Source organism: Streptomyces sp. NBC_01232 (genome assembly GCF_035989885.1).
In the GTDB taxonomy this organism is placed as follows: domain Bacteria; phylum Actinomycetota; class Actinomycetes; order Streptomycetales; family Streptomycetaceae; genus Streptomyces.
On sequence record NZ_CP108518.1, the window covers coordinates 485,465 to 509,927 of the forward strand.

Below are 24,463 nucleotides of genomic sequence, written 5' to 3' on the forward strand. Positions count from 1 at the left end.
CCGTCGCGCCCCCACCCGCAGCGGCGCCGAGGCCCTCGTCACAACCCACGCGCCGCGTAGTGCCGTTCAGCATTTAATTAGGTTAGGCTTACCTAAGATTTGAGGAGGGGGCGGCATGTCCGACCACCGTGTGCCCGGCGTCCCCGGGACCAGCGGCTTCACCGGGAAAGTCGCGCTCGTCACCGGCGCGGGCCAGGGCATCGGCGAGGCCGTCGTCCGGACGCTGTTCCGCCTCGGCGCGTCCGTGGCCGCGACGGACGTCTCGGCGAAGGCCGTCACCGCGCTGGCGGCGGAGCTCGGATCGCAGACCGGCCGGGTTCCGGCCGCGGGCGTAGGCGCGGTCCGCGCCTACGGGCTCGATGTCACCGACCCGGCTGCCGTCGGGCGGACCGTCGCACTGATCGGACGGGAACTCGGCCCGGTCGACATCCTGGTGAACGTGGCCGGGATCCTGCGCGCCGCGCCGGTCGCGGAACTGACCGACGAGGACTGGGCGGCCACCTTCGCCGTCAACGTCCAGGGCGTCTTCTTCACTTCCCGCGCCGTCGTTCCCGCCATGGCGGAACGCGGCTCCGGCAGCGTGATCACCGTCGCCTCGAACGCGGCCGGAATCCCGCGCACCGGCATGTCCGCGTACGCGGCTTCGAAGGCCGCGGCCGTCATGTTCACCAAGTGTCTGGGCCTGGAGTACGCCCGGAGCGGAGTGCGCTGCAACATCGTCGCCCCCGGGTCCACGGACACCCCCATGCAGTGGGGGCTCTGGAAGGACCCGCAGGCGTCCGCCCGGGTGCTGGACGGGGATCTCGCCAGCTACCGGACGGGGATCCCGCTGGGCCGGATCGCCGACCCGCAGGACATCGCGGACGCCGTCGTGTTCCTCGCGTCGGACCAGGCCCGTCACATCACCATGCAGGACCTCTACGTGGACGGCGGAGCCACGCTGCGCTGACCCCGCGGCAGCACGGCCCGCGCCCTCCCCCGCGCCATGCACGCCACGTGCGCACGACGCGCAATCCCCGCGCCCTCTGCATCACATGCGCCTCGCGTACCACCCGCGCCATGCGCACCACCCGGACCTCCGCAGCCGGCGACCGCCCGGCCGCACCCACCTGCCCGCACCTGCCCCCACCCTGAAGAGGAGTCACCGTGCCGACGGTCCACCAAGTCGCCACGCCCCCCGCACCGGCCGATCCGGTGCACCCCTCCGTCGGCGCCGCCACCACGCTGCTCGACGCCTATCGCAGCGGATCGCGGTTCCTCGCGACACCCACCCGGACCCTGCTGGCCGAGGGCGTGCGCCAGGAGGTCGCGCACTCCGCCGAGCCCCTGCCGCACCGCGTCGCCCGGGCCCTGGCCGAGGCCCGGCGGGCTGGGCACCCCTGTCCCATGGTGATCGGCGCGATCCCCTTCGCCCCGGACGCCCGCGCGGCGCTCGTCGTTCCGGAGTTCCTGCGCAGCGGCCCGCCGCTCGCCTCGGACCCGCTCATCGCCCTTCCCGCGGACGGTCCCGAAGCCACCGGCTGGGCCATCGCGTCCGTCCCCGAGCCCGACGTCTACGCCAAGGGCGTGGCAACAGCCGTGGACCGGATGTGGCAGGGCGAGTTCAGCAAGGTCGTACTGGCCCGCACCCTCGAACTCGCCTCCGACAGACCCCTGGACATACCCGCCATGGTCCAGCGTCTCGCCCGCCGGGACCCCTCCGGCTACACCTTCGCGCTCCCCACCGGCCCCGGCCGCAACCTGCTCGGTGCCAGCCCGGAACTGCTGGTGTCCCGCCGCGGCGACCGGCTCATCTCCAACCCGCTGGCCGGGTCGACCCCGTGCAGCGCGGACCTCGCCGAGGACGTCCGCCGGGCCGCCGCCCTGCTCCAGTCCGCCAAGGACCTCCACGAGCACGCCGTGGTCGTCGACGCGGTCCACCAGGCGATGGCCCCGTACTGCAGCTCCCTCGACGTCCCGGAGCGGCCCACTCTGCTCCGTACGGCCACCATGTGGCACCTGTCCACCACCGTGACCGGAATGCTCGCACGACCCCACGTCTCCGCACTGGAGATCGCCTCCAGCCTGCACCCCACGCCCGCCGTCTGCGGCAGCCCGACCGACGTGGCCCGCCGGGTGATCGAGGAGACCGAGCCCTTCGACCGCGGCTTCTTCACCGGCATGATCGGCTGGGAGGACGGCAGCGGTGACGGCGAGTGGGTCGTCACCATCCGCTGCGCCGAGGCCGAGGAGAACCGGCTGCGCCTGTACGCGGGGGCGGGCATCGTCTCCGCGTCCGAGCCCGACGCCGAGACCGCGGAGACCGCAGCGAAGTTCCGTACCTTCCTGCAGGCGGTCGGAGCCGAGCTGTGAGCGACCCCCTGGAGCCTCTCACCCCCGCGGCCGGCCCCGCCTGGCAGCCCTGGCCCGCCGAGTTCGCCGAGCGCTACCGGGCGGCCGGCTGGTGGCGGGGCGAGACCTTCGGGTCCGTGCTGCGGGAGCGGGCCGCGGCCCACCCCGACCGGATCGCCCTCGTGGACCCGGCCGGCGGTCCGGACGGGGTCCGGCGCACGTGGAGCTACGGCGAACTCGACGCGCGGGCCGACCGGATGGCCGCGGGCCTCATGGCGCGCGGCATCGCCCCCGGCGACAAGGTCGTCGTACAACTGCCGAACACCGCCGAGTTCTTCGAGGTCGTCTTCGCGCTCTTCCGGATCGGCGCCCTGCCCGTCTTCGCCCTCCCGGCGCACCGCCGCACCGAGATCTCCTACTTCTGCTCCTTCACCGGAGCGGCGGCCTACATCGTCCCCGCCGTGCACGGCGGCTACGACTACCGCGAGCTCGCCGTCGCGGTCCGAGCCGAAGTCCCGGGCCTGCGCCAGGTGTTCGTCGCCGACGCCGACCCGGGCGACTTCACGTCGCTGGCCGAGGTCCCCCTCGACGCACCCGCCGGAGGCCTCGGCGACGGGCCCGCCCCGCACGACCTCGCCTTCCTCCAGCTCTCCGGCGGCAGCACGGGCGTCCCCAAGCTGATCCCCCACACCCACGACGACTACATCTACTCGCTGTGGGGCTCGAACGAGATCTGCGGCGTGGACGCGGACTCGGTGTACCTGGTGGCCCTGCCCGCCGCCCACAACTTCCCGCTGTCCTCGCCCGGTTCGCTGGGCGCCCTGTACGCGGGGGGCCGGGTGGTGCTGTGCCCGCAGCCGGTGCCCGACGTCGCCTTCCCGCTGATCGAGTCCGAGGGCGTGACGATCACCGGCCTGGTGCCTCCGCTGGCCCTGCTGTGGACGGAGGCCGCCGCGCGCACCGATCTGGACCTGAGCAGCCTGGACGTCCTGCTGGTCGGCGGCGCCAAGTTCAGCGAGGAGGCGGCCCGCCGGGTGCGGCCGGGACTGGGATGCACGCTCCAGCAGGTGTTCGGGATGGCGGAGGGGCTGGTGAACTACACCCGCCTCGACGACCCCGAGGAGACCGTGGTCACCACCCAGGGCCGGCCGATCTCCCCGGACGACGAGATCCGGATCGTCGACGACGAGGACCGCGAGGTGCTCCCCGGCGAGTCCGGCCATCTGCTGACCCGCGGCCCGTACACGATCCGCGGGTACTGGAACGCGCCCGAGCACAACGCCCGTTCGTTCACCCCGGACGGCTTCTACCGGACCGGTGACATCGTCCGGATGACACCGACCGGGCACCTGGTGGTCGAGGGGCGCGCCAAGGACCAGATCAACCGGGGCGGGGAGAAGATCGCCGCGGAGGAGGTGGAGAACCACATCCTGGCCCATCCGGCCGTCCACGACGCCAATGTCGTCGGCGAACCGGATGCCTATCTCGGCGAGCGCACCTGCGCCTACGTGATCCTGCGCGAGGGCGCCGAGGCGCTGCGGCCCGCCGCCGTGAAGAAGTTCGTGCGGGAACGCGGCCTCGCCGCGTACAAGGTGCCGGACCGGGTGGAATTCGTCTCCGCCTTCCCCAAGACCGGCGTGGGCAAGGTCTCCAAACGGGACCTGCGCACCGCCGCCCCCGAGGCCCCGGCCCTCGTCCCCGTACCGCCCCATCAGCACTGAACGGATGAACCCATGGCCCTGCCCGCCATCGCCCCCTACCCGCTGCCGACCGCCGAGGAGCTGCCGGCCAACCGCGTCGACTGGACGGTGGACCCGGACCGCGCGGTCCTGCTCGTCCACGACCTGCAGAACTACTTCCTGTCGGCCTTCGACACGGACGCACAGCCCGTCACCGGCATGCTCCAGCAGGTCGCGCGGCTGAAGAAGGAGGCGGGCCGGGCCGGGGTGCCCGTGTTCTACACCGCCCAGCCCGGCGGCCAGAGTCCGCTCGAGCGCGGGCTCCAGCAGGACTTCTGGGGGCCCGGCCTGCCCGCCGACCCGATGGCCGGCGCGATCCCCGACGCCGTGGCCCCGGGCCCCGGAGACACGGTGCTCACCAAGTGGAAGTACAGCGCCTTCGTACGGACCGACCTCGCGGAGCAGCTGCACGCGATGGGCCGGGACCAGCTGGTCATCACCGGCGTGTACGCGCACATCGGCGTGCTGATGACGGCCTGCGACGCCTGGATGCAGGACATCCGGGCCTTCGTGGTCGCGGACGCCGTCGCCGACTTCTCCGAGCGCGAGCACCGGACGGCGCTGGAGTGGGCGGCGGGCCGCTGCGCCGTGGTCACCACGGCCGACCGGGTCTGCGCGCAGCTGTGAGACCGGCCTCGCTCCGGGCACGGCCGCGGCCGGCAGCCGCGCACGTGCCGCCCGTGTACCCCGTGCCCGTGCCGGTGGCCCTGCCCGGACAGACCCGTGTCTGGACGGCCTCGGTGGCGGAGAACGCCGCGGCCGCCACCGCGCGGCGGGGCGAGCTCGACCGGGCCGAGTCGCTGCGGGCGGACGGCTTCCGCCGGTTCGCGGACGTGGACCGCTTCCTGGTCGCGCACGTCTGCCTGCGCGACATCCTGGGCACGGTCCTCGGGACTCCGCCGGCCCGGCTCATCATCGACCGGGAGCCGTGCGTGGCGTGCGGCGGTCCGCACGGCCGTCCCTACCTGCCGGGGCGCCCCGTCCACTTCTCCCTCGCGCACGCCGGCGACCTGGTCCTGGTCGCGGTCGCTCCCGTTCCGGTGGGCGTCGACGTCGAGGACGTACCGTCGGACGCCCTGGTCCACGAGACCATGACCGGCCTGCACGAGGACGAGCGCGCCGAACTGCTCGACCTGCCCCGGCCCGCCCGGCCGGCCGCCTTCGCCCGCTGCTGGACGCGCAAGGAGGCCGTGCTGAAGTCCACCGGGCAGGGGCTGTCGCACGGCGCGCGGCTGCCCTACGTGGGCACGGCCGCGGAGCCGGCGCGTACGTCCGCGCACCAGGTGTACGACCTGCCCGTGCCCCCCGGCAGGGTCGCCGCCCTGGCCCTCTGGACCGCCTGAGGTCCTCCCCCGCTCACCCCCCACGTCCCCGTATTCGAACGAAGGATCTCCCCATGACGGAACGTCTGAACAACGCCCAGCCCTATGCCCTGGGTCTCTTCCGGATCGTCACCGGTCTCTTGTTCGCCTGTCACGGCGCCGCTTCCCTCTTCGGCGTCCTCGGTGGCGCGCACGGCGGCGGCACGGTCCCCGTCGGGGCCTGGCCGGGCTGGTACGCGGCGGTGATCCAGCTCGTCGGCGGCGCCCTGGTGATGGTCGGCGCCGGGACCCGCAGCGCGGCCTTCATCGCCTCCGGCTCGATGGCGTACGCCTACTTCACGGCCCACCAGGCGGACGCCCTCTGGCCGATCCAGAACGGCGGGGAATCCTCCGCGATGTACTGCTGGGCCTTCCTGCTGCTCGCCTTCACCGGACCGGGCGCCTTCGCCCTGGACGGGCTGCTGCCCGCCCGTGGGAACCGTGCCGCGGCGGAGACCGAGCAGCGGCCGCAGACGGCGGCCACTGTCTGACCCGGCGTCCCGTGGCCGGCAGCCTGAGCCCCGCCCCGAACCCTCGGGGGCGGGGCTCAGGCCTGTTCCAGATAGCAGGCCAGGGTGTCGCGGCTGTGCCGCAGGCCCTCGATGCGCGCGTCCATGGCCGCCAGTTCACCGTCGAGGACGGTCCGGATCTCCTCGCACCAGGCGAACCGCACCCCCTCGCCGCGGACACACGGCAGGACGGAACGGATCACCTCGGTGGACAGGCCCGCCGCCAGCAGGGCGCGGACCTTGCGCACGGCGGCCACGGAATCCGCGGTGTAGTCGCGGTACCCGTTCGGGCCGCGCTCCGCGTCGAGCAGCCCCTGGGCCTCGTAGTAGCGCAGCAGCCGGGAGCTGACTCCCGTGCGGCGGGACAGTTCACCGATGAGCATGTGCCGTACCTCTGCGTCCGGTTGACCTTCACACTGATGTCAACCTCTAACGTCACCGCTGAGCGCGGGCATTCCGCCGACTCGAAAGCGCACCTCTGGAGTGATGTTCATGACCGACCGCTCGTTCCTCTTCGTCCTCGGCAGCTCCCGGTCCGGCGGCAACACCGAGATCCTCGCGCGGGCGGCCGCCGAGCAGTTGCCCGCCGGGGTTCGACAGAGGTGGATCGATCTGGAGGCGCTGTCGCTGCCGGACTTCCGGGACGGACGGCACGAGGCCGAGGGCTGGACGGCAGGGGAGAGCGAGGAGATCCTGCGCCGGGCCACGCTGGAGGCGACCGACCTGGTCATCGCCTCGCCCCTGTACTGGTACTCCCTCTCCGCGCACACGAAGCGGTACCTCGACTACTGGTCGGGCTGGCTGACGGTGCCCGGCTCGGACTTCAAGCAGCGGATGGCGGGCCGGACCCTGTGGGGGGTGACGGCCATGGCGGACCACGACGAGACCCGTGCCGCCGGGCTTGTGACCAGCCTTCATCACACCGCGGCCTACATGCGGATGCGGTTCGGCGGTGTACTGCTCGGCAACGGCTCACGGCCGGGCCAGGTCCGCGACGACGAGCGGGCGAGGATCCGCGCCAAGACCTTCTTCGAGCAGGACGCCCCACTCGCCCGCTTCCCGCACGAGGAAACGGCCTGAGACGGTCATTCCTCCAGGCGGGAGAGCCAGCCGGTGAGCAGCGTTTCGAGCGCCGCGGCCTCCTCGGGCGTCACGAGGTCCAGGAGGCGGCGTTCGTTGCGCATGTGGTCGGTGAACGCCCGGTCGACGAGGTCGCGCCCGGCTGTGGTGAGGGCGACGATCCGGCCGCGCTGATCGTCGTCGGAGCGTCGGCGGGTGACGAGCCCGGCCCGTTCCAGGCGGTCGATCCGCTTCGTCATGGCACCCGTGGTGACCATGGTGTGCGCGGCGAGCTCGCCCGGTGCCCGTTCGAAGGGCTCGCCCGCGCGGCGCAGTGCGCACAGGGCGTCGAACTCCCCTTCCCCGAGTCCGTAACGGTCGTAGACGAGGCGCAGTTCCGCGCCGAGCCGGTCGGCGAGGCGGTGCAGCCGGCCGATCACGCCCTGCGGGGTGACGTCGAGGTCAGGCCTTTCGCGACGCCATTCGGCCTGGATCCGGGCCACCCGGTCCCGGGGCGGGTCCTGCGGTGGGTCGTGCTCGGCGGACGAGACAGTTGCTTCCATGGAAGCTACATTACCTTCCATGGAAGCAAATGCGCGCTGGGTGGCGCTCACCGCAGTGGCGCCGGTGGCCTGGGGGGCCAACTACTTCGTCACCCATGAGTTCCTGCCGGCCGGACACCCGCTGTACGGGGCCGCCCTGCGGGCGCTGCCGGCCGGCCTGGTGCTGCTGGCGTTCTGCCGTCAGCGGCCGCGCGGCGCATGGTGGGGCCGGTCCGCCGTGCTCGGGCTGCTCAACGTCAGCGTGTTCTTCGTCCTCGTCTTCGCCGCCTCCCAGCTGCTCCCGACGAGCGTGGCCTCCACCGTCATGGCGGCCTCCCCCTTGGTCATGATGCTCGCCGCCCGGTTCCTGGTGTCCGAGCGGCCCGGCGCCGCCCACCTGGGAGGCGCCGTGATCGGGCTGGGCGGGGTGTGTCTCATGCTGCTCGGGGGCGCCGGCGGGATCAGCGTGCCGGGCGTCCTGGCCTCGGCCGCGGCGGTGCTCGTGTCGTCGTTCGGCCACATCCTGGCCAAGCGGTGGAACACCGGCGTCGCGGGTGCCGGTGTGCTCGCCTCGACCGCCTGGCAGCTCACCGCCGGGGGCCTGCTCCTGCTGCCGGTCGCCGTCGCCGTGGAGGGCGCCCCGCCGGCGGTGTCCCCGTCGGCCTTCCTCGCGTTCTGTTACGTCGGCTTGGTCGCCACCGCACTGGCCTTCGCCGCCTGGTTCGCCGGCCTTGCCCGGCTGCCCGCCGGGACGGTCGGTCTGATAGGGCTGCTCAACCCGGTCACGGGGGTCCTGCTCGGGACGGCGGTCGCCGGCGAGGTACTGACGGGCCGACAGCTGTGCGGACTGGCGCTGGTACTGGCCGGGGTCGCTCTGGGCCGCCCGCGGGGGCGCGCCGGAGCCCCCGGACCGATCGGGGCCCGGGGACATCCGGCGTCGCAGGCCGGGTGGGGTGTCAGGTCACGATGGCGGTGACGGGCTCGAGGCCGTAGGTGCGGGCGTAGCCGTTCTCGGTGCCGACCAGCAGGTCGACGACCGTGAAGTAGCGGTCCCAGAAGGGCGTTTCGCGCAGCACGTCGATGAGGAGCTGGTAGGCGTCGTGGTCGTCGGCCTCCCAGACCCAGACGTCGGTGACGCGCGTGGAGTAGAACTCCGTGTCGTAGAAGCGCGAACGGACGCCGGTCGTCCTGGCCTTGACCGCGGGGACGACCTCGGTGGCGAAGGCGTTCACGCGCTCCTGGGGGGTCATGGCGAGCCACTCGGGCATGGTCTTGATCAGCATGAACGCCGTGACCGGCGATGTGCTCCGCTCAGCGGGCATGACGGGTTCCTTCCGAGAGGACTGCGGGTGCCAGGGTCCGGGCGCACCACTGCTGGAAAGTGGTGGGGGACGCGGTGGCCGGGGTGCGGGTGACCCCGGCGTCGAGGCCCTCGTTCTTGGCCCTTTTCATGTCGACGACGCCTTGGGCGAACTCCTTGTCGAGGCGGTGGCCGAGGAGTTCGGTGTACAGCTCCTCCAGCGGCCGGCGTTCGTAGCGGACGGGGCGGCCGAGTTGTTCGGTCATGATGCGGGCCAGGCCGTCAGGGGAAAGGTCCTGGGGTCCGAGAACGGGGACGCTTTCGTTGCCCGACCATGTACGGCTGCGCAACAGGTCTGCGGCGACGGCCGCGATGTCGGCGACGGCGGCCCGGGGGGCCTTGAGGCCGGCGTCGACGGCGTCGGTGAAGACGCCCGTCTCCCGGATCGACCCGGCGTCCTCGAGGAGGTTCTCGAAGAAGGACGGGCAGGCCAGGGCGCGGTAGGCCACACCGGTGCCGGCGATGAGGTCGTCCATGGCGAGGGAGGCGGTGACGAGGCCGGCGCGGTGGGCGAGCGAGGTGCCGCGGCCGAGCGCGGAGACTCCGACGACGTGTCCGACGCCGTGGGCGACGAAGGCCTTGGCGGCGGGCCGGGTGAAGCCGCAGTAGGCGTCCTCGGGAGGCAGGGACGCGTCCGGGGGCACGAGCCAGAACACTGCGTCGGCGCCCTCGCATGCGCGGTCGACGACCTCGGCGTCGCCGTGCGAGCCGGTGATCACCTCGACGCGGTCGCGCACCGCGTCGGGCAGCCGGGCGGGGTCGCGTACGACCACGCGTAGTTGCTCGCCGTGGGCGGGGGCGGACTCCAGGAGCAGGGACAGCAGATGGCTGCCGATGCTCCCGGTGGGAGCGGTGATGACGATCATGGAAACCTCAGGGTCGTGACGGATCGGGACGACCCTCATCCTGTGGAGGACCGAGATGTTGCCACAATGGGAACTCCAGCAAGGAATCATTGCCTGAAATGGAATTACTCCCATGAGCAGCAGCGCAGGGCCCGTCATCGATGCCAATCTCGCCGTCGCGCTGGACGCTTTGCTGACCGAGCAGAGCGTCACTCGCGCCGCCGCCCGCTTGCACACGTCGCCTGCGGCCATGAGCCGCACCCTCGCCCGGCTGCGGCGCATCCTCCAGGACCCCCTGCTGGTCCGGGCCGGCCAGGCCATGGTCCCCACTCCCCGCGCCAGGGCCCTGCGTGAGGAAACGGCCGCGGTGGTACACCGGTTGGAGGTGCTGCTGGCCCCCGGCGCCGGCGTCGATCCCGCGCTCCTGCGCAGCACCTTCACCCTCCAGGCGGCCGACCTGGTGGGCGCGGCGCTGGCCCCGGGCATGGCGCGGCTGTCCCGGCAGGAGGCACCGGGGATTTCGTTGAGGTTCCGGTCCGAGGAACTGGAAGCCGGATCGGCACTGCGCGACGGCCGGATCGATCTGGAGGTCGGCGCCATCGACCACGTGGACCCCGAGACCCGGATCGAGGAGCTGGTCACCCTTCGGATGGCGGCGGCCGTCCGGCCCGGCCACCCGCTCGCCGAAGGGGCCCTGACCCCCGACCGGCTCGCCGCCGCAGATCATGTGGCGGTGAGCCGCCGCGGCCGGTTCACCGGTCCCCTGGACGCCGCGCTGGCCGAACGGAACCTCCGCCGGCGCGTCGCTGTCGTACTGCCCAGCCACCTGGCCGCGATGAATCTCGCCGCTTCCAGCGACATCGTCTGCCTTGTCCCCACCGCACTCCCCGGCGATGCCCCCTCCCCCGTCACGGACACCGCCACCGCCCTGGGACTCCGCCTCCTCGACATCCCCGTGCCCCTGCCGCCACTGGCGATCGGCATGGCGTGGCACCCCCGCCACGCCGCTGACGGAGGCCACCACTGGCTCCGCAACGCCGTTCGCCGGACGCTTCGCGCACCCGGCGCAACGACGGCCTGACGGTGGTGTGCGCAGGCCGACGGCGCACGCACGCAGGGAGCACCGGCCGGGTCGGCGGCGCGTCCGGCCGGCGGAGACCGGGCTCCGCCGGGCCCCCTCCTACGCCGACCTGTCCAGCGAGCTCCGCACGTACGCGCCCGGCGTCTGCCCGAAGTGGCGGCGGAAGGCCAGGATGTAGCCGTTGGTACTGACGAACCCCACCCGGGCGGCGACGGCGCTGACCAACTGGCCCTGTTCCAGCAGGCTCAGCGAGTGGTTGAGCCGGAGCCGGGTGCGCCACTCGGAGAAGGCCATCCCGGTCTCCGCACGGAAGGCCCGGCGCAGGCTGGTCGAGCTCGTGTAGAGGTTCTCCGCCCACTCCGTCGCGGTACGCGGGTCGCTCGGGGTCCGCGCCAGCTCCCGCGCCACGGCGCCGGCGGTGTGGCTCGTGGGCTGGGGCAGCGGCAGGCAGTTGCGGTGTCCGGCGGACAGGGCGGCGAACACCTCCGGGTCGTCGTCCTCGGCGCGGGTGCTGCGCATCCGGCCGAGGATCAGCCGGCGCTGGGCATCGGTGATGTTGATCGGGGTGACGTCCTCGTACGGCAGCTGGAACAGCTCCGCGTCGAAGGCCTCGACCGCGATGACGGAGTCCGCACCGAACCGTGCGCTGTGCGCGATGCCCGCCGGTATCCACAGCGCCACCGAGGCGGACAACTCGTAGTCCCGGCCGAGGGCGCTGACCACGATCCGGCCGATCGGTACGTGCAGGAACTGGTGGAACTCGTGGACGTGCAAAGGGTGTCCGCCCTCGGCGATGAAGTCGTCATCGGCCACGATCACGGCGTCCGCCCGGGTCTCCCCCTCGTCGCGCACGGTGCGCAGTTCGGCCTCGGCCACAACGTCCTCCCCCTGCCGCAGGGGCCGTGTTCCTGACCCCTGATTGTGAGCGGTTCGCCTCCGGCATTGGACCGGACCCCGCGTTGGTAAGGCTATCCTAACTTCGAGCTTGAGCAGGTGAGGAGTACCCGAAGACCCATGAAGCAATCGGCTTCGCCGGCCGCACCGAAGATCCCCCCGACGCCCGCGAGGCCCCGTTTCTCGCGTGCCACGGTGGTCGTGGTGCTCGCCGGCCTGATGCTGGCCACCGTGACCGTCGCGAGCGTCGGCCTCGGCGCGCGTGACATATCGCCGCTGGAGATCCTGCGGATCGTGCTGCACCCCGGCGCGGAGGGCTACAACGGCGATGTCCTGTGGACCGAGCGGATACCCCGCACCCTGCTGGGCCTGACCGTCGGGGCCTCCCTGGGCGCCTCCGGGCTCATCATGCAGGCACTGACGATGAACCCGCTCGCGGAGCCGGGGGTCCTGGGCGTGGAGCAGGGCGCGGCGGTGTTCGTCGTGCTCGGGATCCTCTTCCTCGACGCTTCGAGCGTGCAGGGCTACTTCTGGATGGCGCTGACCGGCTCGGCCGTGACGGCCGTCCTCGTCTTCCTCATCGGCACCCGCACCAACGCGGGCAGCAGTACGATCGGCCTCGTCCTCGCGGGCGTCGCCGTCGCCGCGGTGATGTCCTCCCTGATCACCCTGCTCGTGGTGCGCGACGAGGCCGTCTACGCCCACCTGCGCTTCTGGTCGGTGGGCCAGCTCACCGGCCGCGGCCAATTCCTGTTCCAGGTACTCCCGTTCGCGCTCAGCGGCCTGGTGCTGGCGCTGCCGTTCGGGCGCACCCTGAACCTGCTGAGCCTCGGTGACGAGACCGCCCGCGGGCTCGGCATCCGGGTGGAGCGGGCCCGGCTGGCCAGTGCGGCCGTTGCGGTGCTGCTGTGCGCCGCGGCCACCGCGGCCGTGGGACCGGTCGCCTTCGTGGGGTTGATCGCCGCGCACGCCGCCCGGATGCTCGTCGGCGCGGACCACCGCTGGTCGCTCCCCCTGTCCATGGTGTGCGGGTCCGTCCTGCTCGTCGGCGCCGACACCGCGGGACGGCTGGTCATCGACCACGGCGAGATCCAGGTGTCGGTGATGACCGCCCTGGTCGGAACCCCCTTCTTCGTGTGGCTCGCGCGCCGCCGCGACCTGGTCCGGATGTGAGTGACATGCCACAGACCCACGAGCCGCAGACCGATGAACCGAGGCCTGATGAGCCGAAGCCCCGGCAGCCGAAGCCCCGTCAGGAGCCCCCTCGGCAGCCGCATCAACCGGGCACTCCCGGGGCCACGTTCGTGGACCCCTCCCGCGATACCACCCGCGACACCGCCCGTGACACCGCCGCCGCGCTCAGGACCGCCACCGTCGCCCGGCTGCGCGGCGCCCACCGGGCCGGGGTCCGCCGCGCCACCCTGGTGGCCTGCGCACTCGTCCTGATGCTGCTCGCCCTGCTCGTCACCTCGGTGCTCCTCGGCGGGGTCAAGCGGATCCCGGCGGGCGACATCCTGCCCGCCGCCTTCGGGATGCGCACCGGACTCGCCGACTACGTGATCTTCCGGATCCGGATGCCGCGCGCACTGGCCGCGCTGCTCGCCGGAGCGCTCTTCGGTCTCGCCGGCGCCCTGTACCAGCGGCTCCTGCGCAATCCGCTGGCCACCCCGGACATCGTCGGCATCTCGGCGGGCGCCGGAGCCGGCGCCACCACGATGCTGCTGTTCGCCCCGGCTGTCCCCTTCGGGGCCTCCCTGGCCGGTCTCGGCGGGGCGTTCGCCCTCGTGGCGATGGTGCTCGCGCTGAGCAGGCGCCGCGGGACCATGGACACGTACCGCCTGATCCTCGTGGGCATCGGCCTCAGCGGTGTGTGCACCGCCTACGTGAACTACCTGTTCACGGTGGCCGGGCAGCACGGGATCGCCCAGGTGATGCGCTGGCTGGTCGGCAGCGTCAACGACGCAACCTGGGAAGGGGTGTCCACGCTGGCGGGCGCGCTCGCCGTGTGCGGGCTCTGCGCCGCCCTGCTGGGCCGCTCCCTGGGGAGCATGGCGCTCGGCGACCAGCTCGCCCAGGGGCTCGGCACCCGGGTGGGCGGCGCCCGGATCGCGGCCCTGCTCGTCGGAGCCGCGGCCGCCGCGCTGGCGACCAGTGTCACGGGGCCGATCGGCTTCGTCTCGCTGATCAGCGGCCCCATCGCGGTCCGCCTGGTCGGCGCCGACCGGTCCATCGCCCTGGCCGTCCCGATCGGAGCCGTCATCGTCCTCGGGGCCGATGTCCTCGCCCAGCACGGCCCGCTGATCAGCCCGGTCCCGACGGGTGTCCTCACGGCGCTGCTCGGCGCCCCCTACTTCGTCTGGCTGATCCTCCGGCGCAGGCAAGGAGCCACCGCATGAGCGCACGAACCGTACTCGCCTCCCCCGACGCCGGCTTCCGGCTCGAAGCCCGCGGCATCAGCGCCGGGTACGAGCGCAAGCCGGTCATCCAGGAGCTGTCCCTCGGGATCGAACCCGGCAGGATCACCGCGCTGGTCGGCCCGAACGCCTGCGGCAAGTCGACGCTGTTGAAGTCGGTCGCGCGGCTGCTTCCGGTGGCGGCCGGCTCCGTCCTCCTGGAGGGGCAGGACATCCACGCCCTGCCCACCCGCGAGGTGGCCCAGCGCCTTGGCATCCTGCCGCAGTCGCCGATCGCCCCCGAATCCATCACCGTCGGCGACCTCGTCTGGCGCGGACGCCATCCGCACCGCCGCTTCGGACAGCGGCGCACCGCCGCCGACGACGAGGTCATCGCGGACGCCCTGACGGCGACCGGCACGGCCGAGCTGATCGACCGCCCCGTCGACCAGCTCTCCGGCGGCCAGCGCCAGCGGGTGTGGATCGCCCTCGCGCTCGCCCAGGACACGCCCACGCTGCTCCTGGACGAGCCCACCACCTACTTGGACATCGCCCACCAGATCGAGGTCATGGACCTCCTCGCCGACCTCAACGAGCAGGCCGGCAAGACGATCGTGCTGGTGTCCCACGATCTCAACCAGGCAGCCCTGTACGCCTCGACGATCGTCGCCATGCGCGACGGCCGGATCGTGCGCCGGGGCACTCCCGAAGAGGTCCTCACCGAGCAGACCGTGGCCGAAGTCTTCGGCCTGGAATGTCTCGTCGTCCCCCATCCCCGCTCAGGGCGGCCCCAGATCTTCCCCCTGGGCCGTCGTACCCTCGCATAGGAGAACCACCATCATGTCCGTCCTGAACAGAACGCGCCGCCGCCCGGTCCGCGCCCTCGCCGCCCTCACCGCGGCCGCCGCCTGCCTCGGCCTGCTCACCGCGTGCGGCGGGGACCCGGCCCCCGCCAAGGACAAGCCGGCCGCCGCCGGCGCCGGCGCGTCCGCGGGCTTCCCCGTCTCCCTCACCAACGCGTGGGGCAAGACCGAGGTGAAGAAGAAGCCCGTGAAGGTCGCGACGGTCTCCGACGGCGACACCGCCATCGCGCTGGCCCTCGGCGTCGTCCCGGTGATCACCCCGGACGTCGAGGACGGCGGCAAGGTGCCTGAGTACAAGCAGCGCGCCATCGACAAGCTCGGCGCGGGCAAGCTGAAGACGTACGACGACACCGACGGCACCGCCTACGAGGCCATCGCGGCCGAGGCTCCCGACGTCATCCTGGGCATGAACACCTGGGAGATGGACGCCGACTACGCCAAGCTGCAGCCGATCGCCCCGGTGGTCACCTTCACCGACAAGGCGCACGCCGACACGATGACCTGGCAGGACCGCCTCAAGACGGCGGCGAAGGCCCTCGGTCTGAGCGCCAGGGCCGACGAGGTCATCGCCGCGAACGAGAAGGCCACGACGGACGCCGCCGCCGCGCACCCCGAGTTCAAGGGCAAGACGTACACCTACACGGTCGTCCACCCCGAGCAGATCAGCTTCATGTCCTACGCCGACCAGGACCCGGGCGTCTTCGAGAAGCTCGGCTTCACCAAGACCGACAAGGCGAAGAACTACGCGCCGAACAAGAACGCGGTGAGCCTGGAGAACCTCGACCAGCTCGACGCCGACGTCCTCCTCGTCACCTACCCCTTCGGTGACCGCGGTGTGATCAGCGCGACCGAGCTGGAGTCCAACAAGCTGTTCCAGTCGCTGAACGCGGTGAAGACCAAGCACTTCACGGTCATCCCCTCGGACAACTCGCTGTCCTCGGCCATCGCCTACCCGGACGCGCTGAGCGCCCCGTGGGTCGTCGAGCAGATCACCCCGCTGCTCGCGAAGGCCGTCGCCGGCCAGTAGGCCGCCGCACAAGCCGGGCACAAGCCCCGCGCACACAGCCGAGGCCCGTCTCCCGTGGGAGGCGGGCCCACGGCGTATCCGTGCCGGGGCTCTTCAGGCCTCCGTGCCCTCGACGGGGCACCCTCCGTAGAGGTACGGCTCGATCTCGTTGCCCTCGCGGTCATGAAGAGGGAAGCAGCTGCCGTTGGCCCACACCGTGAGCGAGTCGGGCCGGTGCTGGACCTCGAACGGTTCGTCCCCGAGCGTCGTCCCGGGCCAAGTGCCATACCCCGCAAGGGAGTGCGTGACGACGGCACAGAGCTCAGCGGGCATGATCCGATGGACATCGCCCCAGGGCTCGACCGCCAGATCCAGCGGCTCCTCGGCATCGTTGCGGACCATCAGTCGCGCCGCTCTCCCCACGAACTGCTCCATCACCCCTCCTCGGTGCCCACGTCTCACGATTCTGTCAGTGGTGCCAGGCGTGGCCGCCCGTGTTGTGGATGAAGCGCTGGAGGACCTTCAGCGTGAGCACGTACTCCTCGTCCGGGATGCCCCGGTGGCGCTCCTGCCGGAGCTCCGCCTGCGTCGTGACGAGCAGGGCGTGGAAGTCCTTCCCTCCGGCGCTGAGTTCGAGGTGCCCGCCGGCGTCCTGCATGACCCAGCCCCGGGCCACGGTGGCGTCGATCTCCTCGTCCAGGTCGTCGATGCCCGCTGCCGCGTAACCGCTCAGCACCCCGGTCACGCCGTCGCGGGTCGGCGGTGTCTCCGCCTGCGCGATGCGGTCCAGGATCCAGGCCTGCGGCTGGGTGGTGCCGATCTCGGCGAGGGCGGTCCTGATCCGGGTGACGACCGCTTCGGCGGCGGCCCAGCTCCAGTAGCCGATGGGCTGCCGGACCAGTTCGGCGTCAGTGTGCGAGTACTCCATGGCGGATGCGCTCCGTTCTCTGTTTCGAGATCCCCTGCCGTACGACACCGTAGGAACTCAAGTGCACTTGAGGTCCAGTCCCACGGGCCGGTCTGTGCCGGGAGCCGGCCGGAGAGGGTGCCGGGCACCGGCGCAGCAGGGACGGCGGCGGGGTGGTGGCGGGGCGTGCGGCGGCGTGGACGAGGAGGACATCGTGGCCACCGTAGGAGCGCGTCCGGCGGCGGCATCGAAGCGTGCGCACCGGATCGTGGAACCGGGCGTGCGGATTGCGCGCGGGGTGTCAGTGCCGAGGCCCGCGGGTTGGATGCCGGGCGCGCAGGGCGGCGTAGCGTGGCCGCAACCCGAACCCGGATCTGCCGGCCGGATGTGAAGGAGCAGTCAGATGTCCACCCGTAGTCCCCGCTCGGTCGTCACCTTCCCCATCGTGCTCAGGGAGCTGACGGTGTTGCGCGTCTCGGACGTCACGCCCGGGATGCGGCGGGTGACCCTCGGCGGGCCTCAGCTGCACGCCTTCGAGCACGCGGGACTGTCCCTCCCGCCGCTGCGCACCGAGGGCTTCGACGACCACGTGAAGTTCTTCTTCGCCGAGGAGGGCCGCGATCCGGTGCTGCCCCGGCAGAACGTGAGCAGCCTGGACTGGCCCTCGGACGGCCGTCCGATCTCCAAGGACTACACGCCGGTGCGGTTCGACCCGGTCGCCGGGGAGATCGACTTCGACTTCGTCCGGCACGACGGCGGGATCGCCTCGTCCTGGGCGCAGCAGGCGGCTCCGGGCCAGGTGACGTGGATCGCCGGGCCGAAGATGTCGCACGGTCACCCCGAGGGCGCGGACTGGCTGCTGGTGATCGGCGACGAGACCGCGCTGCCCGCGATCGGCCGCTGGCTGGAGGAGATGCCCGAGGGCACCCGGGCGCGGGTGTTCGTCGAGGTCGGCGAGGACAGCCACCGTCAGGAGCTGCCGACGCGGGCCGACGCCGAGGTCACCTGGCTGGTGCGCGGCGGGATTCCGGCCGGGCGCAGCGATCTGCTGGAGCGCGCGGTGCGGGACATGGAGTGGCTGCCGGGCACGGTGTTCGTCTGGGCGGCCGGGGAGGCCGTCACCCTCAAGGGCATCCGCCGGCACCTGTCGGTGGACCGGGGCGTTCCGCGCGAGCAGACACACATCACCGGCTACTGGCGCCGCGCCGAGGTCGCGCCCGGCCTCGCCGAGCCCGCCCACCCGGATGTCCTGGAGGGCGAGGACGCGCACGGGCGGCTGCACGAACTGACCGACCTGGCCCCCGGGCTGGCGATCCGCGTGGCCGTCACGCTGGGCCTGGTCGACCTCGTCTACCAGGGTGTACGGGAGACCGCGGAGCTGGCGCGGCGCAGCGGGACCGAGGCGCGCACGCTGGGCGCGCTGCTGAAGTTCCTCGTGGAGATCGAGGTGTTCGAGGTGGCCGACGACGGCTACCGGCTGACCCCGGTGGGCGAGGAACTCGTCGAGGACGACCATTCGTTGGACGAGTACGACCTGCGCGGCGCCCAGGCGGCCTTCGACCTGTCGCTGGCCGGGCTCGCCGGGCGGCTCCGCTCGGGCGCGAACGGCTGCCGGACCGCGTCCGGCGAGACCTTGGCGGAGGCGCTGCGCACCGATGTGCGGCTGGGCGCCTCCGCCCGTACCGCGATCGAGGACGAGGCACGCTGGGTCGCGTCCGGCATCTCCGGTGCCTACGACTGGTCGGGGGTGGACGTCCTCGGCGCGTCGGGCAACGGCGCCGGGACGGTGGTCAACGCGCTCGTCAAGGAGTTCCCCGGCCTGCGGGTGCGGATCGCCGCCCTGCCGTCGGTGCTGGACGTCCTCGGCGAGCAGATCCTGGATCCGGAGGTGCTGCCCCGGGTAGAGCTCGTGGCGCAGACCCGCCCGGTGCCGTCGGGTGCGCGGACGCTGCTGCTGTGCCGGCTGCTGGAGTGGCTGCCAGACGAGGACGCGGTGCTGACCCTCACGGAGGCCGCGGCCACGCTGCCGGCCGACGGCGCCCTGGTACTGGTCGAGCAGGTGGAGGCGGCGGACCCGGACGACATCGACGCGGTCTTGCACCACCTGCGGCTGACGGCGGCGTTCGGCTCCGGGCTGCGCTCGGTGAAGGACGTGACCGTACTGGCGGAGCGCGCGGGACTCGTCGTGCGCGACTGCCGCGACGTCGGCTGGGACCACCGCCTGTGGGTCCTGGGCCCGACGGCCTGACCGGGCGGGCCGGGCGGGCCGTACGCCCTCTCACCTCCGCGGGATCCACCGGATCCGTACGGCGCCTGCCCGGCCGGGGCGGCGCCATTCACGAAACCCGCCTTCAGCGCGGGCGCCGGACCGGCGAGCGGCCGTCCACCGCTCGGGGCATCAAGGCCGTGTGCGGGGTACACGCAGGGCATGACCGAGGAACAGCGCGGATCGCAGCCCGAGGACGTCCTGCTCGCAGGTCTGAGCGTGGACGCGACCCGGCCGGAGCAGCCGGTGCTGCTGGACGGATCGGGGGCACCGATCCGGACGTGGCAGGAGAACTACCCCTACACCCGCAAGATCCGGCGGGCGGACTACGAGAGGAAGAAGCGGATCCTGCAGATCGAGCTGCTGAAGCTCCAGCGCTGGGTCAGGGACACCGGGGCCCGCGTGGTGGTGATCTGCGAGGGCCGGGACGCGGCCGGCAAGGGCGGGACCATCCGGCGTTTCACCGAACGCCTCAACCCGCGTGGTGCACGCATCGTGGCCCTGGACAAACCCAGCGAGCGGGAGACCGGGCAGTGGTACTTCCAGCGGTACATCGCGCACCTGCCCGACCGCGGCGAGATCGTCTTCTTCGACCGCTCCTGGTATAACCGGGCCGGCGTCGAGAAGGTCATGGGCTTCTGCAGCGAGGTGGACCACCAGCGCTTCCTGCGCCAGTGTCCGGCCTTCGAGGCGATGCTCGTCGAGGACGGAATCCTGCTGGTCAAGTTCTGGTTCTCGGTCTCCCGCGCCGAACAGCGCACCCGCTTCGCGATCCGCCAGGTCGACCCGGTACGCCAGTGGAAGCTCTCGCCCACCGATGTTGCCTCCCTGGACCTGTGGGACGCCTACACCTCTGCCAAGGTCGAGATGTTCCGGGCCACGGACACCGCTCACGCGCCGTGGACCGTGGTCAAGAGCAACGACAAGCGGCGCGGGCGGCTGGAGGCGATGCGGAGCCTGCTGTGCCGCGTGGACTACGCCAGCAAGGACGGGGCGGCCGTCGGCCGGCCCGACCCGCTGATCGTCGGCGCCGCCGACACCCTCCTCGAGGCGGGCGAGGCGCCTGCGGACCTGTCCCCCACCCCTCTGGGGAACAGGTCCGTAGGTCCGGGCAATCACCCGGGCACGCGAACACCCCCGGGCCGGGACGCGGAAGCCTGACCTAGGCAGTGTCTGACAAATGATCACGGGCTGGTTCGCGGAGCCAGAGGATCAGTAAGGCCAGGACGACTCCGGCGCGGTGGCGGTCGGCGAGCTTGTCGAACCTGGTCGCGATCGCGCGGAACTGCTTGAGGCGTGCGAAGCATCGTTCGACCACGTTGCGGTCGCGGTAGACCTTCTTGTCGAAGGCGGGTGGGCGGCCGCCGAGGCGCCCTCGGCGGCGCCGGCGGTTGGCCGCTTGGTCGCGGCGCTCGGGGATCGTGATGGCGATGCCCCGACGCCTCAGAAGGTGTCTGATCGCCCGGCTGGAGTAGCCCTTGTCGCCCAGGACCCGGGTCGGGGTCGTGCGCGGCCGGCCGGTGTCGGCTCGCGGAATTCGGATCCCGTCGAGGACCCGGCCGAAGGCGGTGGCGTCGTTGACGTTGCCGGGCGTGAGCACGATGGACAGGGGCAGGCCCCGGCCGTCGACGGCGAGGTGGACCTCGGTGGTCAGCCCGCCTCGGGACCGGCCGAGGGCCTGGCGCGCCTGCGCGCGGCCCGGATCTTCCCGTTCGTCCCCGTCTGCAGCCCCTTTTTGCGTGCGCCGGCGGCGTGCTGGTGGGCACGGTTGACCGTGGAGTCGACGGCGACGGTCCACTCCACCCGGCCCACCGCGTCGTCACGGACCTGCACATGCTCCAACAGCCCTGCCCACGTGCCATCCGCCTCCCAGCGGGCGAACCGCTCGTAGACGGTCTGCCACGGCCCATACCGCCCCGGCAGATCACGCCACGGAGCCCCGGTCCGCAAACGCCACAGCACACCATCGACCACCTGCCGGTGATCACGCCACGGCCGACCACGCCCATCCACCTGCGGCAACAAGGGCTCCATCCGCTCCCACGCCGCGTCCGTCAACTCACCTCGCCCTGCCGCAAGATCAATTATCAGACAAGTCTTAGCGGCCAGCCCCCGCTGGCCGTCCGGACCCCCGGACGGCCAGCGGGCCCCCGACCTCTCCCGCACACCAGCAGGCGCCCAGGCCCCGCCGGCTGCCGCCCGTTCACACTGAAGGGAGCACCGATAAAGCTCCGTACGGATCTCGCCCCGCTCGCGGCCGCCGTCACCGACGCCGCCCGGGCCCTGCCCGCCCCGGCCCCCGTCCTCGCCGCGATCCGGCTGTGGGCCACCACCGGCGCCCTGGCCGTCGCCGCCTTCGACTACGAGACCAGCGCCCAGGCCACCGCGGAAGCCGAGGTCACCACCCCCGGCACCGTCCTGGTCTCCCGCCGCCTCCTCGCCGACGTCACCCGCACGATCTAGGGCACCCACCCGGTCGACCTCGAACTCGACGGCCGCCTGGTCCTGACCTCCGGCCGCACCCGCTACACCCTGCACACCCTCCCGCTGGAGGAGTACCCCACCCTGCCCCGTGCCGCAGAGGCCAGCGGCACCGTCTCCGGGCCCGCCCTCGCCGAGGCGATCCACCAGGTCGCCATCGCCGCGGGCCGCGACGACGCCCTCCCGACCCTGACCGGCATCCAGGCCGAGATCACGGACGACGCCGCCATCGTCGAGCTCGGCGGTGTGCTGGAGCTCCCAGCTACCCGTATCGGGCGCTTCAGGGGCGCGGCCATCCCGGAAGGCTGCGCGGTCAGCGCCGGCCGCCGCCGATGCGGCGGTCGTCGGCCAGTGCGGTAAGCGGGCCGAACTCGCGGGCAAGCTGGTTCCACGTCAGAACCTCGCCACAGCGGGCCGGGAACTCCTTCGGGTTGAACTCGGGCATGGTCCAGGTGCCAGTGCCCCGGTCCCGTAGCCACAGGTCCCCGTCACCGTCGACCACAGTCGGCGGGACCGGTACGGGCTCGGCCTGATCGGTGGGCTCCCAGGTGACCCGGCCCGGGTGGGAAACGCGGCGCAGCTCGGTGGTGGCCAGCCGCGCGGCCAAGTCACGGGTGGACTCTTCGGCGTCCTTGACCGACGTGAGTCGGAATGCGTCGTCAAGTACGGGCAGGGCTGGATTCTTGCTGCGCTTTGAACTCATACGCTGACTACCTCCGGTGGGGGGCGTCACATCCGTTGTGGCACCCCGTAGAGGAACACGGTATCCGAGGCGGGAGCCGGGCCGGCTACGACCACTGTCCAGGTGGAGGCGCCGGCACACCGGGCGGTGGGGCTAGGTGGTGAGCTGGTCCTGGACGTGGCGCAACCCGCAGCCAATGGCACCGGACCCGAGATGGCGGCGACATTTGCCCTGCCTGCTGGATGAACGAACGACGATGATCGCCAACCGACACGCGACGAACGCCCAGGTTCGGGGCGCCGAGGCAGTATTCGCGAACTCAGGCGGTTACCGGCGGATACATCGGCGACTCCGCCCGCGCCGAGATCGCCTACGCCTACCAGCTCGGACGGCCCGTCCGCTACACCGACCCGGTCGGCCACGCGGTCATCCTCCACCGGCCGGACCTGGACCCGGTACGGATCGGCCCGTACGAGCACGAGTACCGGGCCGAGGAGATTGCCGCCGGCCTGCGCAGATGCGCTCCACCGCGCACGTTGAGGGCACCGTCATCGAGACCGGAGCCTTCCGACCCGACCGGCCACCTCGCACCCCGGGTACCGGCCGACCCGCACGCCGTGGCCGAAGCCATGGACAACGCCCCCGGCGGCGACGGCACTGGTCGCAAATTTTCGCTGGCGCGGGCGCCGGAGCTGACGTAGCAGGCCAGCGCCTGGAGCGGGCCCGTACGGCCCTCACCGCGCTGGAGGCGTCGTGAGGGTCACCAGCCACGAGAACTGCCTGCGCCGAGTGCGACGGCCGGTCCGACCGCCCCCACCTGGCCGGCCTGCGGCCCGGCCACCTCCACCAGGCACCCGAACGCGCCGCCCCGGCGGGTCGCGGTCGAAGCAGGGTGGGCGGCCGCCATGGCTGCCTCGTCGTTGGCGGTGGCCGATCTGGTCGGACGGCTGAGGGATGACCGCGCGGATGCCCCGGCGGCGCAGGTGGGCCCGGATGGCGCGTGAGGAGTAGGCGCGGTCGGCCAGAACAGCGTCGGGCCTGGTCCGGGGCCTGCCGGGTCCGGTGCGAGGTACGCGGATGAGGGCCATCACCGTCTCGAAGGCAGGTGCGTCACCGGCCTGGCCTGCAGTGACGGTGAAGGCCAGGGGACGGGCCCGGCCGTCGGCCGCCAGGTGGACCTTGGTGCTCAGGCCTCCGCGGGTGCGTCCGAGTGCATGATCGGCCGGCTCCCGGCGCCCCGCCGCCCCTTTTTGAGTGCTCCGGCGGCGTGCTGGTGGGCCCGGACGATGGTCGAGTCGACGGAGACGGTCCAGTCGATGTCGTCGTTGGCGTCCGCCGCGGCCAGGATGGACGTAAGGATCCGTTCCCAGGTGCCGTCGACAGCCCATCTGACCAGCCGTTTGTGCGCGGTCTGGAACGGACCGAGCTCGCCGGGCAGGTCCCGCCAGGGCGAGTTGGTGCGGTATTTCCAGGTGATGGCTTCCAGAGTGCGGCGGTGGTCGGCCCACCGTCGTCCACGGACCGGATCGGCTGGCATCAGCGGCTCGATCCGGTCCCACATCGCATCAGTGATCACTAATCGGACAGACACATCCGATCAACTGACCAACCCATCAAAGAGACACGCGCTAGGTGTGGAGGCGGCTGTTGGGTCCGTCCTGGTCACCGGCGGCTTCCTCGTTGAACCAGTAGTCACCTGCCGCCAGGTACCGGAAGGAATGGCTGCTCCTGCTGGGCAGCTCGACCGTGACGGCACGCTTGCCGTCCTTGCGCGGCTGGAGCGTGTGAACTCCGGGCTGCCAGTCGTTGAAGTCGCCCACCACGCTGACGGGGCCGGGCGGTGTGTCGGCCGGGAGGACGAAGGTGACCCTGGTGCGGTCCTTCTTCAGCGTGCGCTCCAGCATGTGGTGACTCCAAAGACGGTGAAGGGAGGGCTACGGGCACATCCTCGGCGGCGGAAGCCCGCAGAGCGTGCAGACGCCGCTGCCCGGGTCGCGGCATCACCCGCCCACCGCATTGTGTGCAGCCCGCACGCATCGCGCCTGCGGTGCCCCCTGGAGCCGGCCGGCGTCCTCGGGCACCGGCCACGGGGAAGTCGCGCCGCGCGGCATGTCGGATCCGGCAGCCTCCCGCGCTGAGGGAAG

Annotated in this window: 27 protein-coding genes; 16 read left to right on the forward strand and 11 right to left on the reverse strand. The window is 72.2% G+C overall.

Annotated features, from left to right (window positions below):
• The first annotated feature begins 115 nt into the window (after nucleotides 1–115).
• The 6 genes from OG444_RS02365 (at nucleotide 116) to OG444_RS02390 (ending at nucleotide 5,922) form a co-directional block, all read left to right on the forward strand.
• Nucleotides 116–949, forward strand: coding sequence for a 2,3-dihydro-2,3-dihydroxybenzoate dehydrogenase (locus OG444_RS02365; RefSeq protein WP_327260476.1), 834 nt, complete (start codon nucleotides 116–118; stop codon nucleotides 947–949).
• A 197-nt stretch (nucleotides 950–1,146) separates the two neighbouring features.
• On the forward strand, nucleotides 1,147–2,352 hold the full coding sequence (gene dhbC / locus OG444_RS02370) for an isochorismate synthase DhbC (RefSeq protein ID WP_327260477.1): 1,206 nt from the start codon (nucleotides 1,147–1,149) through the stop codon (nucleotides 2,350–2,352).
• Nucleotides 2,349–4,052 (forward strand): (2,3-dihydroxybenzoyl)adenylate synthase, encoded by a 1,704-nt coding sequence (locus OG444_RS02375; protein WP_327260478.1) that lies wholly within the window; start codon nucleotides 2,349–2,351, stop codon nucleotides 4,050–4,052. Before dhbC ends, OG444_RS02375 begins: the two co-directional genes overlap by 4 nt.
• Nucleotides 4,053–4,064: 12 nt before the next feature.
• The gene (locus tag OG444_RS02380) at nucleotides 4,065–4,697 is read left to right on the forward strand and encodes an isochorismatase family protein (RefSeq protein ID WP_327260479.1); all 633 of its coding nucleotides are present in this window, start codon (nucleotides 4,065–4,067) and stop codon (nucleotides 4,695–4,697) included.
• Nucleotides 4,698–4,765: 68 nt separating this feature from the next.
• Nucleotides 4,766–5,413, forward strand: coding sequence for a 4'-phosphopantetheinyl transferase family protein (locus OG444_RS02385; RefSeq protein ID WP_327260480.1), 648 nt, complete (start codon nucleotides 4,766–4,768; stop codon nucleotides 5,411–5,413).
• Between the two features lie 53 nt (nucleotides 5,414–5,466).
• Nucleotides 5,467–5,922: a DoxX family protein gene (locus OG444_RS02390; protein WP_327260481.1), complete on the forward strand. Its 456-nt coding sequence runs from the start codon at nucleotides 5,467–5,469 to the stop codon at nucleotides 5,920–5,922.
• Nucleotides 5,923–5,978: 56 nt separating this feature from the next.
• Here OG444_RS02390 and OG444_RS02395 read toward each other — a convergent pair whose 3' ends face one another.
• On the reverse strand, nucleotides 5,979–6,323 hold the full coding sequence (locus OG444_RS02395) for a MerR family transcriptional regulator (protein ID WP_327260482.1): 345 nt from the start codon (nucleotides 6,321–6,323) through the stop codon (nucleotides 5,979–5,981).
• 103 nt (nucleotides 6,324–6,426) lie between these two features.
• On the opposite strand from OG444_RS02395, the gene OG444_RS02400 reads away from it, so the two are divergent.
• Nucleotides 6,427–7,020 (forward strand): flavodoxin family protein, encoded by a 594-nt coding sequence (locus OG444_RS02400; RefSeq protein ID WP_405786954.1) that lies wholly within the window; start codon nucleotides 6,427–6,429, stop codon nucleotides 7,018–7,020.
• Between the two features lie 5 nt (nucleotides 7,021–7,025).
• On the opposite strand, the gene OG444_RS02405 is transcribed toward OG444_RS02400, so the two are convergent.
• Nucleotides 7,026–7,562, reverse strand: coding sequence for a MarR family winged helix-turn-helix transcriptional regulator (locus OG444_RS02405; RefSeq protein ID WP_327260484.1), 537 nt, complete (start codon nucleotides 7,560–7,562; stop codon nucleotides 7,026–7,028).
• A 19-nt stretch (nucleotides 7,563–7,581) separates the two neighbouring features.
• Between OG444_RS02405 and OG444_RS02410 the strand changes: the two genes are divergently transcribed.
• The gene (locus tag OG444_RS02410) at nucleotides 7,582–8,517 is read left to right on the forward strand and encodes an EamA family transporter (RefSeq protein ID WP_327260485.1); all 936 of its coding nucleotides are present in this window, start codon (nucleotides 7,582–7,584) and stop codon (nucleotides 8,515–8,517) included.
• Here the strand turns inward: OG444_RS02410 and OG444_RS02415 are convergent.
• Together OG444_RS02415 and OG444_RS02420 are read right to left on the reverse strand one after the other, a co-directional pair.
• Nucleotides 8,498–8,863, reverse strand: a complete 366-nt coding sequence (locus OG444_RS02415) for a darcynin family protein (protein ID WP_327260486.1) — start codon at nucleotides 8,861–8,863, stop codon at nucleotides 8,498–8,500. The genes OG444_RS02410 and OG444_RS02415 overlap by 20 nt on opposite strands.
• On the reverse strand, nucleotides 8,853–9,767 hold the full coding sequence (locus tag OG444_RS02420) for an NAD(P)H-binding protein (RefSeq protein ID WP_327260487.1): 915 nt from the start codon (nucleotides 9,765–9,767) through the stop codon (nucleotides 8,853–8,855). Before OG444_RS02420 ends, OG444_RS02415 begins: the two co-directional genes overlap by 11 nt.
• 112 nt (nucleotides 9,768–9,879) lie before the next feature.
• Between OG444_RS02420 and OG444_RS02425 the strand changes: the two genes are divergently transcribed.
• On the forward strand, nucleotides 9,880–10,827 hold the full coding sequence (locus OG444_RS02425; protein WP_327260488.1) for a LysR family transcriptional regulator: 948 nt from the start codon (nucleotides 9,880–9,882) through the stop codon (nucleotides 10,825–10,827).
• Nucleotides 10,828–10,926: 99 nt separating this feature from the next.
• On the opposite strand, the gene OG444_RS02430 is transcribed toward OG444_RS02425, so the two are convergent.
• Nucleotides 10,927–11,703: a helix-turn-helix transcriptional regulator gene (locus OG444_RS02430; protein ID WP_327260489.1), complete on the reverse strand. Its 777-nt coding sequence runs from the start codon at nucleotides 11,701–11,703 to the stop codon at nucleotides 10,927–10,929.
• A gap of 138 nt (nucleotides 11,704–11,841) precedes the next feature.
• On the opposite strand from OG444_RS02430, the gene OG444_RS02435 reads away from it, so the two are divergent.
• From OG444_RS02435 to OG444_RS02450, 4 genes are all read left to right on the forward strand, one after another.
• Nucleotides 11,842–12,894: a FecCD family ABC transporter permease gene (locus tag OG444_RS02435; RefSeq protein ID WP_327260490.1), complete on the forward strand. Its 1,053-nt coding sequence runs from the start codon at nucleotides 11,842–11,844 to the stop codon at nucleotides 12,892–12,894.
• A gap of 131 nt (nucleotides 12,895–13,025) precedes the next feature.
• Entirely contained in the window at nucleotides 13,026–14,117 is a 1,092-nt protein-coding gene (locus OG444_RS02440; RefSeq protein ID WP_327260491.1) for a FecCD family ABC transporter permease, read from the forward strand.
• Complete coding sequence (locus OG444_RS02445; RefSeq protein WP_327260492.1) at nucleotides 14,114–14,941, forward strand: ABC transporter ATP-binding protein; 828 nt, start codon at nucleotides 14,114–14,116, stop codon at nucleotides 14,939–14,941. The genes OG444_RS02440 and OG444_RS02445 overlap by 4 nt, the downstream gene beginning before the upstream one ends.
• Nucleotides 14,942–14,954: 13 nt before the next feature.
• Nucleotides 14,955–16,004 carry an ABC transporter substrate-binding protein gene (locus tag OG444_RS02450; protein WP_327260493.1) on the forward strand — a complete coding sequence of 350 codons (1,050 nt, stop codon included), beginning with the start codon at nucleotides 14,955–14,957 and terminating at the stop codon, nucleotides 16,002–16,004.
• A 93-nt stretch (nucleotides 16,005–16,097) separates the two neighbouring features.
• On the opposite strand, the gene OG444_RS02455 is transcribed toward OG444_RS02450, so the two are convergent.
• Both OG444_RS02455 and OG444_RS02460 read right to left on the reverse strand, forming a co-directional pair.
• Nucleotides 16,098–16,418: a hypothetical protein gene (locus OG444_RS02455; RefSeq protein WP_327260494.1), complete on the reverse strand. Its 321-nt coding sequence runs from the start codon at nucleotides 16,416–16,418 to the stop codon at nucleotides 16,098–16,100.
• Between the two features lie 34 nt (nucleotides 16,419–16,452).
• Complete coding sequence (locus OG444_RS02460; RefSeq protein ID WP_327260495.1) at nucleotides 16,453–16,911, reverse strand: MarR family transcriptional regulator; 459 nt, start codon at nucleotides 16,909–16,911, stop codon at nucleotides 16,453–16,455.
• 382 nt (nucleotides 16,912–17,293) lie between these two features.
• Between OG444_RS02460 and OG444_RS02465 the strand changes: the two genes are divergently transcribed.
• On the forward strand, nucleotides 17,294–19,138 hold the full coding sequence (locus OG444_RS02465) for a siderophore-interacting protein (RefSeq protein ID WP_327260496.1): 1,845 nt from the start codon (nucleotides 17,294–17,296) through the stop codon (nucleotides 19,136–19,138).
• Between the two features lie 180 nt (nucleotides 19,139–19,318).
• Nucleotides 19,319–20,317 carry a polyphosphate kinase 2 gene (ppk2, locus tag OG444_RS02470; protein WP_327260497.1) on the forward strand — a complete coding sequence of 333 codons (999 nt, stop codon included), beginning with the start codon at nucleotides 19,319–19,321 and terminating at the stop codon, nucleotides 20,315–20,317.
• Nucleotide 20,318: 1 nt separating this feature from the next.
• Here ppk2 and OG444_RS02475 read toward each other — a convergent pair.
• Nucleotides 20,319–21,190, reverse strand: a protein-coding gene (locus OG444_RS02475; RefSeq protein WP_327266634.1) for an IS5 family transposase whose coding sequence is annotated in 2 segments (ribosomal slippage) — nucleotides 20,319–20,878 and nucleotides 20,878–21,190 — 873 coding nt in all. Because the reading frame shifts where the segments join, the coding sequence is not laid out codon by codon here.
• On the opposite strand from OG444_RS02475, the gene OG444_RS40720 reads away from it, so the two are divergent.
• Nucleotides 21,137–21,619 carry a hypothetical protein gene (locus OG444_RS40720; protein WP_442810447.1) on the forward strand — a complete coding sequence of 161 codons (483 nt, stop codon included), beginning with the start codon at nucleotides 21,137–21,139 and terminating at the stop codon, nucleotides 21,617–21,619. The two genes, OG444_RS02475 and OG444_RS40720, sit on opposite strands and share 54 nt — an antisense overlap.
• A gap of 331 nt (nucleotides 21,620–21,950) precedes the next feature.
• Here OG444_RS40720 and OG444_RS02480 read toward each other — a convergent pair whose 3' ends face one another.
• The 3 genes from OG444_RS02480 to OG444_RS02490 all read right to left on the reverse strand — a co-directional run bounded on the left by OG444_RS02480 (nucleotide 21,951) and on the right by OG444_RS02490 (nucleotide 24,223).
• The gene (locus OG444_RS02480) at nucleotides 21,951–22,340 is read right to left on the reverse strand and encodes a hypothetical protein (protein WP_030773773.1); all 390 of its coding nucleotides are present in this window, start codon (nucleotides 22,338–22,340) and stop codon (nucleotides 21,951–21,953) included.
• Between the two features lie 713 nt (nucleotides 22,341–23,053).
• Nucleotides 23,054–23,910, reverse strand: a protein-coding gene (locus OG444_RS02485; RefSeq protein WP_327260498.1) for an IS5 family transposase whose coding sequence is annotated in 2 segments (ribosomal slippage) — nucleotides 23,054–23,574 and nucleotides 23,574–23,910 — 858 coding nt in all. Because the reading frame shifts where the segments join, the coding sequence is not laid out codon by codon here.
• 37 nt (nucleotides 23,911–23,947) lie between these two features.
• Nucleotides 23,948–24,223: an isoamylase early set domain-containing protein gene (locus tag OG444_RS02490; protein WP_327260499.1), complete on the reverse strand. Its 276-nt coding sequence runs from the start codon at nucleotides 24,221–24,223 to the stop codon at nucleotides 23,948–23,950.
• Between the last annotated feature and the right edge of the window lie 240 nt (nucleotides 24,224–24,463).

Excerpts from the sequence above, each read along its gene's own strand:
- OG444_RS02410 (WP_327260485.1), top strand. The coding sequence starts at position 7,582 with ATGGAAGCAAATGCGCGCTGGGTGGCGCTCACCGCAGTGGCGCCGGTG.
- OG444_RS02425 (WP_327260488.1), top strand. The coding sequence starts at position 9,880 with ATGAGCAGCAGCGCAGGGCCCGTCATCGATGCCAATCTCGCCGTCGCG.
- OG444_RS02400 (WP_405786954.1), top strand. The coding sequence starts at position 6,427 with ATGTTCATGACCGACCGCTCGTTCCTCTTCGTCCTCGGCAGCTCCCGG.
- OG444_RS02395 (WP_327260482.1), bottom strand. The coding sequence starts at position 6,323 with ATGCTCATCGGTGAACTGTCCCGCCGCACGGGAGTCAGCTCCCGGCTG.
- OG444_RS02415 (WP_327260486.1), bottom strand. The coding sequence starts at position 8,863 with ATGCCCGCTGAGCGGAGCACATCGCCGGTCACGGCGTTCATGCTGATC.
- OG444_RS02480 (WP_030773773.1), bottom strand. The coding sequence starts at position 22,340 with ATGAGTTCAAAGCGCAGCAAGAATCCAGCCCTGCCCGTACTTGACGAC.
- OG444_RS02380 (WP_327260479.1), top strand. The coding sequence starts at position 4,065 with ATGGCCCTGCCCGCCATCGCCCCCTACCCGCTGCCGACCGCCGAGGAG.
- OG444_RS02450 (WP_327260493.1), top strand. The coding sequence starts at position 14,955 with ATGTCCGTCCTGAACAGAACGCGCCGCCGCCCGGTCCGCGCCCTCGCC.
- OG444_RS02390 (WP_327260481.1), top strand. The coding sequence starts at position 5,467 with ATGACGGAACGTCTGAACAACGCCCAGCCCTATGCCCTGGGTCTCTTC.
- OG444_RS02435 (WP_327260490.1), top strand. The coding sequence starts at position 11,842 with ATGAAGCAATCGGCTTCGCCGGCCGCACCGAAGATCCCCCCGACGCCC.
- OG444_RS02460 (WP_327260495.1), bottom strand. The coding sequence starts at position 16,911 with ATGGAGTACTCGCACACTGACGCCGAACTGGTCCGGCAGCCCATCGGC.
- OG444_RS02490 (WP_327260499.1), bottom strand. The coding sequence starts at position 24,223 with ATGCTGGAGCGCACGCTGAAGAAGGACCGCACCAGGGTCACCTTCGTC.
- OG444_RS02445 (WP_327260492.1), top strand. The coding sequence starts at position 14,114 with ATGAGCGCACGAACCGTACTCGCCTCCCCCGACGCCGGCTTCCGGCTC.
- OG444_RS02465 (WP_327260496.1), top strand. The coding sequence starts at position 17,294 with ATGTCCACCCGTAGTCCCCGCTCGGTCGTCACCTTCCCCATCGTGCTC.
- OG444_RS02420 (WP_327260487.1), bottom strand. The coding sequence starts at position 9,767 with ATGATCGTCATCACCGCTCCCACCGGGAGCATCGGCAGCCATCTGCTG.
- OG444_RS02365 (WP_327260476.1), top strand. The coding sequence starts at position 116 with ATGTCCGACCACCGTGTGCCCGGCGTCCCCGGGACCAGCGGCTTCACC.
- ppk2 (WP_327260497.1), top strand. The coding sequence starts at position 19,319 with ATGACCGAGGAACAGCGCGGATCGCAGCCCGAGGACGTCCTGCTCGCA.
- OG444_RS02405 (WP_327260484.1), bottom strand. The coding sequence starts at position 7,562 with ATGGAAGCAACTGTCTCGTCCGCCGAGCACGACCCACCGCAGGACCCG.
- OG444_RS02455 (WP_327260494.1), bottom strand. The coding sequence starts at position 16,418 with ATGGAGCAGTTCGTGGGGAGAGCGGCGCGACTGATGGTCCGCAACGAT.